The following is a 14097-nucleotide window of genomic DNA, read 5'->3' as shown; positions in this document are numbered from 1 at the left end:
GCCGTCACAGCGCCGTCACAGCGCCGTCACAGCGAGGGGCCGGGTGCCTCCCTCGGCGTGTCGCCGTTCAGGGCCTGCACGACGGCGGCGGCGGTGCGTGGGCCCATGCCCTTGACCGCGGCGATGTCGGTGACGTCCGCCTGCCGGATGCGCGCCACGGAGCCGAACGTGGCGAGCAGCGCCGCGGCGCGTGCCGGGCCCAGGCCGGGGACCTCGTCGAGCACCGACGAGGTCATCCCCTTGCTGCGTCGGGACCGGTGGTGCCGCAACGCGAAGCGGTGGGCCTCGTCACGCACCCGTTGCAGCAGGTACAGGCCCTGGGAGCCGCGCGGGAGGATCACCGGGTAGGGGTCGTCGGGCACCCACACCTCCTCGAGCCGCTTGGCCAGGCCGCACAGGGCGACGTCGTCGACGCCGAGCGCGTCGAGCGCGGCCCGGGCGGCGGCGACCTGCGGTTCCCCGCCGTCGACGACCACGAGGTTGGGCGGGTAGGCGAAACGCGGTCGGCGCTCGCCGGTCGCGGCCACGACCTCACCGGTCCCCACCCCTGCGAGGTCCGCACCGGCCTTCGCCTGGTCCTCGAGGTGGCGACGGAACCGGCGCGTGATGACCTCGTGCATCGCCGCGGTGTCGTCCCGTGCCCCGTCGCCGTCCGGGCCGCGGACGACGAAGTGCCGGTACTCGGACTTGCGCGGCAGACCGTCCTCGAACACCACCATGGACGCGGTCTGGTGGGTGCCCTGCGTGGTGGACACGTCGTAGCACTCGATTCGCAGCGGCGCGGCCGGCAGCCCCAGCGCCTCCTGGATCTCCTGCAGGGCCTGGCTGCGGGTCGTCAGGTCCCCGGCGCGCCGCGTGCGGTGCAGTGCGAGCGCCTGCTCGGCGTTGCGGCGCACGGTCTCGGACAAGGTCTTCTTGTCGCCGCGCTGCGGCACCCGCACCTCGACCCGACCACCCCGCAGGGTGCCCAACCACGCCTGCACCTGCTCCACGTCCGGGGGCAGCACCGGGACCAGCACCTCCCGCGGTACCGCAGCACCCGGGGTGGTGGCGCGCTCGGGCCGGCGGGAGCCCTGGGAGCTGCGGTCGACGTCGTGGACCTGGTCGGTGTCGCCGTACACCTGCTGGAGCAGGTGCTCGACGAGCTCACCGTCCGTGACGTCCTCGACCTTCTCGACCACCCAGCCCCGTTGACCGCGGATCCGGCCGTCACGGACGTGGAACACCTGGACGGCGGCCTCGAGCTCGTCCCCGACGAGGGCGAACACGTCCGCGCTGGTCCCGTCGGGCAGGACGACGGCGTTCTTCTCGGTGGCCCGTTCCAGGGCCGCGACGTCGTCACGGAGTCGGGCGGCGGTCTCGAACTCCAGTGCCTCGGACGCCTCCTGCATGCGTCGCTGCAGACGGCGCACGTACGTGGCGGTCTCCCCCGCCATGAAGGCGCAGAAGTCCTCGGCAAGGGCCCGGTGCTCCTCGGCGCTGACCCGCCCCACGCACGGTGCCGAGCACTTGTCGATGTACCCCAGCAGGCACGGTCGCCCGGTCTGCTCCGCCCGTCGGAACACCCCCGCCGAGCACGTCCTGACCGGGAACACGCGCAGCAGCAGGTCCACGGTCTCCCTGATCGCCCACGCGTGGGCGTAGGGACCGAAGTACCGGGTCCCGGGCCGCTTGGACCCGCGCATCACCTGGACCCGCGGGTACTCCTCCCCCAGGGTCACGGCCAGGAACGGGTAGGACTTGTCGTCCCGGTACTTGACGTTGAAACGGGGGTCGTACTCCTTGATCCACGAGTACTCCAGGGCCAGCGCCTCGACCTCTGTGCCCACCACCGTCCACTCCACCGACGCCGCGGTCGTGACCATCTGCTGGGTCCGGGGGTGCAGCGCCGAGAGGTCCTGGAAGTAGCTGCCGAGCCGGGCACGCAGACTCTTGGCCTTGCCGACGTAGATCACGCGCCCGTGCTCGTCCCGGAACCGGTACACCCCGGGTGAGTCGGGTACCTGGCCCGGGCGGGGCCTGTAGGTCGAGGGATCGGCCATGGTGACGAGCCTAGGTCCGTGCGGGGGCGCCCCTGACCAGGTGCGGGCCCGACCTGGCGTCGCCGAGCGGCCGACGGGCCGCTAGCGTGGGCTGATGGGACTCCTGCACACGTACGACGCACTGGTCGAGTGGTCCGCCCCGGGAGCGGAGGGGACCCGAAGCTACACCTCCTACAGCCGTGACCACGAGGTCCGGTTCGAGGGCAAGGCCCCGCTGCCGGGGTCGGCGGACCCCGCCTTCCGTGGGGACGCGTCCAGGTACAACCCCGAGCAGCTGCTCGTCGGTGCGCTCTCGCAGTGCCACATGCTGTGGTTCCTGCACCTGGCGTCGGCCGACGGGGTGGTGGTCGTCGGCTACATCGACAACGCCCAGGGCACCATGCGGGTCGAGGGTGCCGGTCACGGCCAGTTCACCGGTGTGCGGTTGCACCCTCTGGTCACGCTCGAGTCCGCCACCCGCGAGGACGGCCGCCCGATCACCGACGGCGACCTGGAGGCCCTCCACGCCCGGGCGCACGAGCACTGCTTCATCGCACGGTCGGTGAGCTTTCCGGTGACGATCGACCCGCCCGGCCTGCGGGTGGCGCAGGAGGCCGCGACCGCCACCTGACCCCCTGACCGCACCTCACGCGGTGGCGCGGTCCGGGACCGGCTCGAGCACCTCGGCCAGGAACCGTCCCGTGTGGCTCTCCGCCACCCGGGCGACGTCCTCCGGTGACCCCTCGGCGACGACGGTCCCGCCACCGGAGCCACCCTCGGGGCCCATGTCGATTACCCAGTCGGCGTTCTTGATCACATCCAGGTTGTGCTCGATGACGATCACCGAGTTGCCCTTGTCGACCAGGGACTGCAGCACGCCCAGGAGCTTGCGGATGTCCTCGAAGTGCAGCCCGGTGGTCGGCTCGTCCAGGACGTAGACGGTGCGGCCGTTGGAGCGTCGCTGCAGCTCGCTGGCGAGCTTCACCCGCTGGGCCTCACCGCCGGACAAGGTGGGCGCCGACTGGCCCAGGCGCACGTACCCCAGGCCCACGTCCACCAACGTCTTCAGGTGCCGCGAGATCGCCGGGACGGCGGCGAAGAACTCGGCCGCCTCCTCGATCGGCATGTCCAGGACGTCGGCGACGGTCTTGCCCTTGAAGTGCACCTCGAGGGTCTCCCGGTTGTACCGCGCACCGTGGCACACCTCGCACGGGACGTACACGTCCGGGAGGAAGTTCATCTCGATCTTCAGGGTGCCGTCACCGGAGCACGCCTCGCAGCGGCCGCCCTTGACGTTGAACGAGAACCGTCCCGGCATGTAGCCGCGGACCTTCGCCTCGGTCGTCTCGGCGAACAGCTTGCGCACGTGATCCCACACGCCCGTGTACGTCGCAGGGTTGGAGCGTGGTGTCCGCCCGATGGGCCCCTGGTCCACGTGCACGACCTTGTCCAGCCCGTCCAGGCCCGTCACGCGCGTGTGCCGCCCCGGCACCTGGCGGGCACCGTTGAGCTCGTTCGCGAGCACCGTGTAGAGGATCGAGTTCACCAGCGTCGACTTCCCCGACCCGGAGACACCCGTCACCGCGACCAGGCACCCGAGCGGGAACGAGACGTCCACACCCTGGAGGTTGTGCTCACGTGCCCCCACGACGGTCAGCCGGCGTCCCTTCTGCGGGGTGCGCCGCGAGGCCGGCATGGGGATCTGCCGCCGTCCGGCGAGGTAGGCCCCCGTCACCGACTCCTGGGAGGCCAGCAGCCCGGCCAGGTCACCGGAGTGCACCACCCGGCCCCCGTGCTCCCCCGCACCGGGGCCGATGTCCACGATCCAGTCGGCCGTGCGGATCGTGTCCTCGTCGTGCTCGACCACGATGAGCGTGTTGCCCAGGTCCCGCAGCCGGGTCAGGGTGTCGATCAGCCGGCGGTTGTCGCGCTGGTGCAGCCCGATGCTCGGCTCGTCGAGCACGTACAGCACCCCCACCAGACCGGAGCCGATCTGGGTCGCGAGCCGGATGCGCTGCGCCTCACCGCCCGACAACGTGCCCGCGGGGCGGTCCAGCGACAGGTAGTCCAGGCCCACGTCGAGCAGGAAGCCCAGCCGCGCCTGGATCTCCTTGAGGACCTGCTCGGCGATCGCGCGCTCGCGCTCGCCCAGGGCCAGGTCCGCGAGGAAGTCCCGCGCCTGACGCAGCGGCAACGCACACACCTCGGCGATCGACCGGTCCCCGACACGGACGGCCAGCACCTCGGGCTTCAGGCGGGCGCCGTCACAGACCGGGCACGGCACCTCCCGCATGTAGGACTCGTAGCGGTCCTTGGACCACTCCGACTCGGTCTCGGCGTGCCGCCTCTCGATGAACGTGACCGCGCCCTCGAAACCGGTCGAGTACTGACGGTCCCGGCCCCACCGGTTCCGGTACTTCACGTGGACCTTGTGGTCCTTGCCGTAGAGCACCGCCTTGCGGGCCCGCTCGGGCAACGCCCGCCACGGCACGTCCATGGAGAACCCGAGCTCCTCGGCGAGGCCGACCAGCACACGCTGGAAGTACTCCGAGGACGTCTGCGCCCACGGGGCCACGGCACCCTCGGCCAGGGTCGCCTCCTCGTCGGGGACGACGAGGTCCGGGTCGACCTCAAGCCGGCTGCCGATCCCCGTGCACTCCGCGCACGCCCCGTAGGGCGCGTTGAACGAGAACGTACGGGGCTCGATCTCGTCGAGCGTCAGCTCGTGGTCGTTGGGGCAGGCCCGGTGCTCGGAGAACCGGCGCTCGCGACCCGGGTCGTCCTCGTCGGCGTCCACGAGCTCCACGAGCATCAGGCCCGAGGCAAGCCCCAGTGCCGTCTCCACGGAGTCCGTCAACCGCCGCTGGACCCCCTCCTTGGCCACCAGGCGGTCGATCACGACCTCGATGGTGTGCTTCAGCTTCTTCTCGAGGGTGGGCGGGCTGGACAGCTGGACGACCTCACCGTCCACCCGGGCGCGCGCGAACCCCTTGGACTGCAGCTCGGCGAACAGCTCCGCGTACTCCCCCTTGCGCCCCCGCACCACCGGGGCGAGCACCTGGTAGCGGGTCCCGTCCGGCAGCTCCAGGAGCCGGTCGACGATCTGCTGGGGCGTCTGCCTGCTCACCTGCTCCCCGCAGACGGGGCAGTGCTGGGTACCCGCCCTCGCGAACAGGAGCCTCAGGTAGTCGTACACCTCGGTGATCGTGCCCACCGTCGACCTGGGGTTGCGGTTGGTCGACTTCTGGTCGATCGACACCGCGGGCGACAGCCCTTCGATGAAGTCCACATCGGGCTTGTCCATCTGCCCCAGGAACTGGCGGGCGTAGGCGGACAGCGACTCCACGTAGCGCCGCTGCCCCTCGGCGAAGATGGTGTCGAACGCCAGCGAGGACTTGCCCGAACCGGACAACCCGGTGAACACCACGAGGCTGTCACGCGGGAGGTTGATGTCGACGTTGCGGAGATTGTGCTCACGGGCGCCCTGGACGCGCAGACGGTCGTTCACGTCGCCATCGTAGGTGGCCCGACCCGTCTCGTACAGTTGTTCGAAGACGTTCGGTGCGGGACGGGGAGCGCACCAGCCACGACGGCGGCATCATGGGCCCATGGCCTACACCGGCGACGTGGTCGTCCACGGCCCGTCCGACACGCGCACGCTCGACGCGCTCGTGATCCGCAAGGCCTCCGTCGGCCCCATGGACAACAACACCTACCTGCTCACCTGCCGGCACACCGGGCGCCAGCTCCTGATCGACGCGGCAGCCGACCCCGAGAGGCTGCTCGGCCTGGTCCGTGAGGGGTCCCGATCGGCAACGCTCGAGTCGGTCGTCACCACCCACCGGCACCGCGACCACCACGACGGGCTCGAGTCGCTGGTCGCGGTCACCGGAGCGCGGTCCTTCGCCGGCACGGCCGACGCGCACGCCCTCCCGGTCACCACCGAGCACCTGCGCCACGGCGACGTGATCACCGTAGGCCAGGTGGCGCTCGAGGTGATCTCCCTGCGGGGGCACACCCCCGGGTCGGTGGCCCTCGCCTACCACGCCCCCGCCGCGCACGGTGGGGTCCACCTCTTCACCGGGGACAGCCTGTTCCCCGGTGGACCGGGCAAGACCGCCACCCCCGGCGACTTCGAGCAGCTGATGAACGACCTCGAGCAGCGCGTCTTCGGGGCCTACGACGACACGACCTGGGTGTACCCCGGCCACGGACGGGACACGACCCTCGGGGCCGAGCGGCCGGCCCTGGGTGAGTGGCGGGCCCGGGGGTGGTGACCCGGGCGGGCTCGGCGGTCGCCGGCCCCGGTCACGGCACCAGCGGCTCCTCGACACGCATCCTGTCGATCTCCGCCTGGGTGCGGGTCAGCGCGTCGTCGATGGCACGGTAGCGACCCAACGAGACCGCCTCGTCCTCCGCGGCACGCTCGAGCATCTCGCGGACCCTGTCGGCGGCGACGTCCGCCGAGTCGTAACGACCCTCGGCCGCTGCCCGCGCAAGGTCCTCCACCGCCTCCTGGAGCTCGGTCGCGACCCTCGGGTCGAGGTCCACCGCAGGGCTGCACGCGGACGCCGCCCAGAGCAGCGCGCCCGCACCCGCGGCCACGCACCACCGCCACGCCCCCGCGCGCCGCCTCACGGCTCGACGCTCCGGGCCAGGTCGTCGATCGCCTCCCCCAGGGGCCCCTCCACCACCGGGAGGTCCCCACGCGGCACGCCCTGGTCGCCCCGAGGCACCATCAGACCGACGGTCAGCCCCAGCAGTGCGACCGCCATGACCAGGATCGGGGTCGGGACCCGGCGCCGTGTGCCGGCAGACCGACCACGCGGGACCGCACCCAACGACATCGTCACCGCGGCCGCGGAGCGGCCCGAGCGCCCCTGTCCTGCACCCTCTTCCGTGCCGCCCGACCCGGCAGAGGGCGCCTCGGCGGCGGGGAGCGCACCGGTGGGGATCTCGTCCGTCGGTTCCCCGAGGACACGGGTGAGCTCGACCACGACCTGGCGCATGGAGATCCGGTCGGCCGCCTCCCTCCTGGTCATGCGCGCCAGCAAAGCCCCCCACTGCTCCCCCAGCGACTCCGGGACCGTCGGGTCGGTGTTGAGGCGTGCGGCTGCCACCTCCATCACCGTCCCACGGAACGCCTTCTCACCGGTCAGGCACTCGAGCAGGACGAGCCCCAACGCGTAGACGTCCGTGGCCGGCCCCACCTCCCCACCTGCCGCCTGCTCCGGACTGAGGTAGGTCGCCGTCCCGAGCGTGGTGCCGGTCATCGTCAGCCGGGCCCCGTCGGCCAGGCGCGCGATCCCGAAGTCGGCCAGCTTGACCAGCGGCCCCGTGGTCAGGGCCGCGGCCGGGTCCTCGTCCGTCACCGCGTCGCGGTCGACCACCAGCACGTTCGCAGGCTTGATGTCGCGGTGGACCACACCTGCCTCGTGCACCGCCGCCATCGCGTCCGCCAGCTGCCTGCCCATCCGGGCCACGTGCGAGGTGGGCATCGGCCCGCCGGCCAGGTGGTCGGCGAGGGTGGGCCCCGGGACCAGCTCCATCACCAGGTACGTCTGCTCACCGGGCCCACCCGCGTGCGCGGACCCCGCGTCGTGGAGCGTGACCAGGCCCGGGTGGCTCAGCCGGGCCAGGACGTGCATCTCGGACTGGTGCCGCCGCGTGTGCGCGGCCTCCGAGGAGGGCGGGAAGATCTTGACCGCCACGTCCCGGTCCAGCACGTCGTCGTGGGCCCGGTAGACCGTCGACATCCCTCCGTGGCCGATGACCTCCTCGATGCGGTACCTGCCGTCGAGGACGACACCACGGGCCGTGTCGGCGTGCGTCACGTCCGCCTCCATCTCCTCGCGTCGTGAGAAGCACCACGCGGGGGACGGGCGCACGACTCTCACGACCCAGCGCTCCCGACGTTAGGGCGACACGCAGGTGATCGCACCTTGAGCGGACGGAGCGGGGCCGGTGCGGGCAGAATTCACCCGTGAGCACCTACTGCGTCGAATACGTGTACGACGACCGTGACGACCGCCGGAGCGAGGTCCGTCCCGAGCACCGGGAGTTCCTCAAGGGCCTCCTGGCCCGGGACGTCCTGCTCGCCAGCGGGCCCTGGGTGGGGCCACCTTCACCCGAGCCCGCCGGGGGCGCAGCCGCCGGGGCGCTCCTGGTGCTGCGGGGTGACTCCCCGGAAGGGGTCCTGGCCGTGCTCGACCAGGACCCCTTCCGGCGGGAAGGGCTCGTCACCGAGCGCGTCGTCCGCCGGTGGGACCCGGTCATCGGCCCCTGGTCCTGACGGCCCGCACCAGCCGGGCCCGCTCCGGTCACCGGCCGTCGGGCTGCCGATCCACCGGCACGCCGGCCTGCTGCTCGACGGCCTGCTCCTGCGTGCGTGAGGCCACGTCCCGACGTCCGCGGGCCGTGACCACCAGGCTCGCCACCGTGGCGACGGCCAACGTCCCGAGGATCACCGACAGCGACAACCAGATCGGGACCTCGGGGGCCCAACCGACGTGCTCGCCGCCGTTGATGAACCACACCTGGTTGGTGTGCAGCGCCTCCAGGACGAGCTTCACACCGATGAACGCGAGGATGAACGCCAGGCCCTGGGCGAGGAACACCAGACGCTGCAGCAGCCCGCCGATGAGGAAGTACAGCTGACGCAGGCCCAGCAGTGCGAAGGCGTTGGCCGTGAACACGATGTAGGGCTCACGGGTCAGCCCGAAGATGGCCGGGATCGAGTCGAGCGCGAACAGCAGGTCGGTCGTCCCGATCGCGATCATGACGATGAGCATCGGGGTGACGAGCCGGCGACCTGCCTCCACGACCGTCAGACGGTCACCCCGGTAGCCGTCGGTGGCGGGCAGGACCCTGCGCACCAGGCGCAGGACCCGGTTCTCGTGGAACTCGGCCGGCGCCTGCTCCTGATGCTCCTCGCGCGCAAGCTTGATCGCGGTGTACACGAGGAACAGGCCGAACAGGTAGAACACCCACGAGAACTGGGCGATCATCGCCGCCCCCGCCCAGATGAACAGCCCGCGGAGCACGAGTGCGATCGCCACACCGACGAGCAGGACCTTCTGCTGGTAGGGCCGTGGGACACCGAACCTGGTGATGAGGATGAGGAACACGAAGAGGTTGTCGACCGACAGGCTCTTCTCCGTCACGTAGCCGGCGAAGTACTCACCACCGTGGCCGGCCCCCGCGACCACCAGAAGACCGGCGCCGAACAGGAGCGCGAGGGCGATGTAGAACGTCGACCACCACGCGGACTCCCGGAACGTGGGTTCATGGGGGGTGCGTACATGGGCGTAGAAGTCGAAGACGAGCAGGCCGACGATGCCGGCGACGGTCGCGAGCCAGACCCAGGTGGGCACGTTCACGGGGTTCCTCCGGTACAGGACGTGGGGGTACCGGAGGTCTCCTCCACCCACGGACCCGACCGGGAACGTGGACCAGCAGCACCGGGCCGGGCCGGGCCGGTTCCGTGATGACGACGCTGCTGCGGCGGGAGTACTCCCCTCCAACTGCGCACACAGTAGACCATCGGGACACGGACCTGCGGTGACCCGGCACAGGTGTCAGGCGGTCGCCGCCTGCATCTGACGGAGCTCCTTCCTCAGGTCCGAGATCTCGTCACGCAACCGGGCCGCGAGCTCGAACTGGAGCTCCGCTGCGGCGTTGCGCATCTGCTCGCTGAGCTCCTGGATGAGCCCGGCGAGCTCACCCGCCGACGCCGCGGCGAGGGCCGACCTCTGGTCGCCCGCGGCACCAGGGACCGGGGCGGCCCCGCGGGAGTCCTTACCTCCTTGCCGGTACCCACCCTGCAACAGCTCCGCGGTGTCGATGTCCTCGCGCGCGAGCATGTCGGTGACGTCGCTGATGCGCTTGCGCAACGGGGTCGGGTCCACCCCGTGCCGACGGTTGTACTCGATCTGCTTGTCCCGTCGACGCTGGGTCTCGTCGATCGCCTGGGCCATCGCCGGGGTCATCTTGTCGGCGTACATGTGGACCTGGCCTGACACGTTCCGTGCCGCGCGACCGATCGTCTGGATCAGTGACGTCCCCGAGCGCAGGAACCCCTCCTTGTCGGCGTCGAGGATGCTCACGAGCGACACCTCGGGGAGGTCCAGCCCCTCGCGCAGGAGGTTGATCCCGACCAGGACGTCGAACTGCCCGAGCCTGAGCTCGCGGAGCAGCTCGACCCGGCGCAGGGTGTCGACCTCGGAGTGCAGGTACCGCACCCGCACGTCCCGCTCCAGGAGGTAGTCGGTGAGGTCCTCCGACATCTTCTTGGTCAGCGTGGTGACCAGCACGCGCTCGTCTCGGTCGACCCGCTCCCTGATCTCGTGGAGCAGGTCGTCGATCTGCCCCTTGGTGGGCTTGACGACGACCTCCGGGTCGACCAGACCCGTGGGTCGGATGATCTGCTCGACCACACCGTCCGACTGGGACAGCTCGTAGGCACCCGGCGTCGCCGAGAGGTAGACGGTCTGACCGATCCTCTCGACGAACTCCTCCCACCGCAGGGGCCGGTTGTCCATCGCACTGGGAAGCCTGAAGCCGTGCTCGACCAGGGACCGCTTGCGCGACATGTCGCCCTCGAACATGGCGCCGATCTGCGGGACCGTGACGTGGGACTCGTCGATCACCAGCAGGAAGTCGTCGGGGAAGAAGTCCAGCAAGGTGTGGGGTGCCGTGCCGGGGCCCCGACCGTCGATGTGGCGGGAGTAGTTCTCGATCCCGGCACAGCTGCCGACCTGCCGCATCATCTCGATGTCGTAGGTGGTGCGCATCCGCAGCCGCTGCGCCTCGAGCATCTTGCTCTGCCGTTCGAGCTCGGCCAGGCGGTCCTCCAGCTCGGTCTCGATCGTGGAGATCGCCTGCTCCATGCGGTCGGGTCCGGCCACGTAGTGCGAGGCCGGGAAGACGAAGGTCTGGTCCTCGGACCGCAGGACGTCTCCGGTCAGGGGGTGCAGGGCATGAATGGCCTCGACCTCGTCCCCGAAGAACTCGATCCGGATGGCGAGCTCCTCGTACACGGGGATGATCTCCACGGTGTCACCACGGACCCTGAAGGTCCCCCGGGTGAAGGCCATGTCGTTGCGCGTGTACTGCATGGTGACGAACTGCCTCAGGAGATCGTCACGTTCGATGTGGTCCCCGACGGCCAGGCGGACCATGCGGTCGACGTACTCCTGGGGTGTGCCCAACCCGTAGATGCACGAGACGGACGCGACGACCACGACGTCACGTCGGGTCAGCAGGGAGTTGGTGGCCGAGTGCCGAAGCCGCTCGACCTCCTCGTTGATCGAGGAGTCCTTCTCGATGTAGGTGTCGGACTGCGCGATGTACGCCTCGGGCTGGTAGTAGTCGTAGTACGAGACGAAGTACTCGACCGCGTTGTGGGGCAGCAGCTCACGGAACTCCGTCGCCAGCTGGGCGGCGAGGGTCTTGTTCGGTGCCATGACGAGGGTCGGGCGCTGGAGCTCCTCGACGAGCCAGGCCGTGGTCGCGGACTTGCCCGTGCCCGTCGCGCCCAGGAGCACCACGTCCTTCTCACCGGCGCGGACCCGGTTCGCGAGCTCTGCGATCGCGGCCGGCTGGTCCCCGGAGGGGCTGTACTCGGAGACGACCTCGAAGCGGGAGGCGCTGCGCTGGATGTCGGTCACGGGACGCATGCGAGTACCGTACGTCGCCCGTGCGACACCAACCCGTCAGGGGTCAGTCGCGCCAGCTCGACCACAGGGCGTCCACCTCTGCGACGAGGTCCTCGACACTCCGTGACCCGTCCAGGAGGACGTCAGCGGCCTCACGCCGTTCGTCGTCCGCGACCTGTGCCGCGACCCTGGCCCACGCGGCTTCCTCGGTCATCCCCCGCTCGCCCACCAGCCGCTGCACGCGCAGCTCAGCCGGTGCGTCGACGACCACCAGCTGATCGAAGTGTCCCGCCTGCCCGGTCTCGACCAGGAGCGGGATGTCGTGGACAACCACGTCGGACCCGGCGGCGACCGCGTCGGACTCGCGCTCCTCAGCGGCTCGCCTGACCCGCGGGTGCACGATCTGATTGAGGCGTTCGAGCGCGGCGGAGTCCGCGAAGACGGTTGCTGCCAGGGCCGCACGGTCCAGCTGACCGTCCTCCGTGAGCACCTGGGGGCCGAACGCGGCGACCACGGTGCGAAGCCCGCGCGTGCCCGGGGCCACGACCTCACGGGCCAAGCCGTCGTGGTCGACCACGCATGCGCCGAGCTCCTGCAGCCGTCGGGACACGACCGACTTTCCGGCGGCGATACCGCCGGTCAGTCCGACGCGCAGGTGCCGGTCCTGCGGGAACCGCGGTGAACCGTCCATGGTCCGAGCCTAGCGACAGATGCCGGAGAGCCGGCCACCGTCACTGGTGGCCGGCCCTCCGGTGAGCCCGACGGCTCTGGGTACGTCAGTTGCCGGTGAGCTTCTCACGCAGCGCGGCCAGCGCCTCGTCCGAGGCGAGGGTTCCGCTGCCCTGCTCGACCGGGGTCGAGGAGTAGCTGCTGCTGGTCGACGCCCCCGAGGACGCCGGGGCCTCGGGGCTGGCGACTGCCTCGGCCTCGGCCGTGACCGCCTCGGCGACCTGCTTCTTGTGGGCCTCCCAGCGCGCCTGGGCGGCCGCGTACTGGGCCTCCCACGCCTCGCGCTGGGCCTCGTACCCCTCGAGCCACTCGTTGGTCTCGGGGTCGAAGCCCTCGGGGTACTTGTAGTTGCCCTTCTCGTCGTACTCGGCCGCCATGCCGTACAGCGCGGGGTCGAAGTCCTCGCTGTTGGGGTCGACGCCCTCATTGGCCTGCTTGAGGGACAGCGAGATGCGACGACGCTCGAGGTCGATGTCGATGACCTTCACGAAGGTCTCGTCACCCACGTTCACGACCTGCTCGGGCAGCTCGACGTGCCGGACCGCCAGCTCGGAGATGTGCACCAGGCCCTCGATGCCGTCCTCCACGCGCACGAACGCACCGAAGGGGACGAGCTTGGTGACCTTGCCGGGCACGACCTGACCGATGGCGTGCGTCCGGGCGAACGCCTGCCACGGGTCCTCCTGCGTCGCCTTGAGCGACAGCGAGACGCGCTCGCGGTCGAAGTCGACGTCGAGAACCTCGACGGTGACCTCCTGGCCGACCTCGACGACCTCGGACGGGTGGTCGATGTGCTTCCAGGACAGCTCCGAGACGTGCACCAGACCGTCGACGCCGCCGAGGTCCACGAACGCGCCGAAGTTGACGATCGAGGACACGACCCCCGGGCGGACCTGGCCCTTCTGCAGCGTCTGCAGGAACGTCGAGCGGACCTCGGACTGGGTCTGCTCGAGCCAGGCGCGCCGCGACAGGACCACGTTGTTGCGGTTCTTGTCGAGCTCGATGATCTTGGCTTCGATCTCCTTGCCGACGTACGGCTGCAGGTCACGCACGCGGCGCATCTCCACCAGCGACGCCGGGAGGAAGCCGCGCAGGCCGATGTCGAGGATCAGACCACCCTTGACGACCTCGATCACGGTGCCGGTGACGACCCCGTCCTCTTCCTTGATCTTCTCGATCGTGCCCCACGCCCGCTCGTACTGCGCGCGCTTCTTGGACAGGATCAGGCGCCCTTCCTTGTCCTCCTTCTGCAGGACGAGGGCCTCGACCGCGTCCCCGACCGCGACGACCTCGTCCGGGTCGACGTCGTGCTTGATCGAGAGCTCGCGGGAGGGGATGACACCCTCCGTCTTGTAGCCGATGTCGAGGAGGACCTCGTCGCGGTCGACCTTGACGATGGTTCCTTCGACGATGTCGCCGTCGTTGAAGTACTTGATGGTCGCGTCGATCGCGGCGAGGAAGTCCTCGGCCGAGCCGATGTCGTTGATGGCGACCTGCGGCGTGCTCGGCTTCGTGGAGGTGGAGGTGGTCATTGAGTCTAGAGCTCCGATGCGGACAGGAAGTAGTGCGGACAGGGACTGCTGCTGTGGGCCCCGGTCCCGGGCGCGCCGTGGCGCGATCACGGGCCTGCGGGATGTTGTTCGATCACGAAATCGGCGCAGGACGTGCCACGCCGCCGACCATCCTATGCG

General features: G+C 70.4%; 11 protein-coding genes. 3 read left to right on the top strand and 8 right to left on the bottom strand.

Annotation, left to right across the window (positions count from 1 at the left end; genetic code table 11):
* Nucleotides 1-26: 26 nt before the first annotated feature.
* Nucleotides 27-2042, bottom strand: a complete 2016-nt coding sequence (uvrC, locus tag N869_RS00515) for an excinuclease ABC subunit UvrC (protein WP_035056323.1) — start codon at nucleotides 2040-2042, stop codon at nucleotides 27-29.
* Between the two features lie 94 nt (nucleotides 2043-2136).
* Between uvrC and N869_RS00510 the strand changes: the two genes are divergently transcribed.
* Nucleotides 2137-2652: an OsmC family protein gene (locus N869_RS00510; RefSeq protein ID WP_035056320.1), complete on the top strand. Its 516-nt coding sequence runs from the start codon at nucleotides 2137-2139 to the stop codon at nucleotides 2650-2652.
* Between the two features lie 15 nt (nucleotides 2653-2667).
* On the opposite strand, the gene uvrA is transcribed toward N869_RS00510, so the two are convergent.
* Nucleotides 2668-5529, bottom strand: coding sequence for an excinuclease ABC subunit UvrA (uvrA, locus tag N869_RS00505; RefSeq protein ID WP_035056318.1), 2862 nt, complete (start codon nucleotides 5527-5529; stop codon nucleotides 2668-2670).
* Between the two features lie 100 nt (nucleotides 5530-5629).
* On the opposite strand from uvrA, the gene N869_RS00500 reads away from it, so the two are divergent.
* Entirely contained in the window at nucleotides 5630-6298 is a 669-nt protein-coding gene (locus N869_RS00500; protein ID WP_035056315.1) for an MBL fold metallo-hydrolase, read from the top strand.
* 31 nt (nucleotides 6299-6329) lie between these two features.
* Here N869_RS00500 and N869_RS00495 read toward each other — a convergent pair whose 3' ends face one another.
* Both N869_RS00495 and N869_RS00490 read right to left on the bottom strand, forming a co-directional pair.
* Nucleotides 6330-6659 (bottom strand): hypothetical protein, encoded by a 330-nt coding sequence (locus tag N869_RS00495; RefSeq protein ID WP_035056312.1) that lies wholly within the window; start codon nucleotides 6657-6659, stop codon nucleotides 6330-6332.
* Entirely contained in the window at nucleotides 6656-7855 is a 1200-nt protein-coding gene (locus N869_RS00490; RefSeq protein ID WP_035056403.1) for a serine/threonine-protein kinase, read from the bottom strand. The genes N869_RS00495 and N869_RS00490 overlap by 4 nt, the downstream gene beginning before the upstream one ends.
* Nucleotides 7856-8004: 149 nt before the next feature.
* Between N869_RS00490 and N869_RS00485 the strand changes: the two genes are divergently transcribed.
* Nucleotides 8005-8313, top strand: a complete 309-nt coding sequence (locus tag N869_RS00485; RefSeq protein ID WP_035056309.1) for a YciI family protein — start codon at nucleotides 8005-8007, stop codon at nucleotides 8311-8313.
* Between the two features lie 28 nt (nucleotides 8314-8341).
* Here the strand turns inward: N869_RS00485 and N869_RS00480 are convergent, their stop codons facing one another.
* From N869_RS00480 to rpsA, 4 genes are all read right to left on the bottom strand, one after another.
* The gene (locus tag N869_RS00480) at nucleotides 8342-9400 is read right to left on the bottom strand and encodes a TerC family protein (protein ID WP_052104792.1); all 1059 of its coding nucleotides are present in this window, start codon (nucleotides 9398-9400) and stop codon (nucleotides 8342-8344) included.
* A gap of 198 nt (nucleotides 9401-9598) precedes the next feature.
* The gene (gene uvrB, locus N869_RS00475; RefSeq protein ID WP_035056306.1) at nucleotides 9599-11698 is read right to left on the bottom strand and encodes an excinuclease ABC subunit UvrB; all 2100 of its coding nucleotides are present in this window, start codon (nucleotides 11696-11698) and stop codon (nucleotides 9599-9601) included.
* Between the two features lie 43 nt (nucleotides 11699-11741).
* Nucleotides 11742-12368, bottom strand: a complete 627-nt coding sequence (coaE, locus tag N869_RS00470; protein WP_052104791.1) for a dephospho-CoA kinase — start codon at nucleotides 12366-12368, stop codon at nucleotides 11742-11744.
* Between the two features lie 85 nt (nucleotides 12369-12453).
* Entirely contained in the window at nucleotides 12454-13938 is a 1485-nt protein-coding gene (rpsA, locus tag N869_RS00465) for a 30S ribosomal protein S1 (RefSeq protein WP_035056303.1), read from the bottom strand.
* Nucleotides 13939-14097: the final 159 nt, after the last annotated feature.

Source organism: Cellulomonas bogoriensis 69B4 = DSM 16987, assembly GCF_000767165.1.
Lineage (GTDB): Bacteria > Actinomycetota > Actinomycetes > Actinomycetales > Cellulomonadaceae > Actinotalea > Actinotalea bogoriensis.
The sequence above is the reverse complement of the archived record's forward strand: the minus strand, read 5'-3'. Positions and strand labels throughout refer to the sequence as shown.

Bases quoted from the DNA above. Each gene is read 5' to 3' on its own strand.
- uvrC (WP_035056323.1), bottom strand. From the start codon at position 2,042: ATGGCCGATCCCTCGACCTACAGGCCCCGCCCGGGCCAGGTACCCGAC.
- N869_RS00510 (WP_035056320.1), top strand. From the start codon at position 2,137: ATGGGACTCCTGCACACGTACGACGCACTGGTCGAGTGGTCCGCCCCG.
- N869_RS00500 (WP_035056315.1), top strand. From the start codon at position 5,630: ATGGCCTACACCGGCGACGTGGTCGTCCACGGCCCGTCCGACACGCGC.
- uvrB (WP_035056306.1), bottom strand. From the start codon at position 11,698: ATGCGTCCCGTGACCGACATCCAGCGCAGCGCCTCCCGCTTCGAGGTC.
- coaE (WP_052104791.1), bottom strand. From the start codon at position 12,368: ATGGACGGTTCACCGCGGTTCCCGCAGGACCGGCACCTGCGCGTCGGA.
- rpsA (WP_035056303.1), bottom strand. From the start codon at position 13,938: ATGACCACCTCCACCTCCACGAAGCCGAGCACGCCGCAGGTCGCCATC.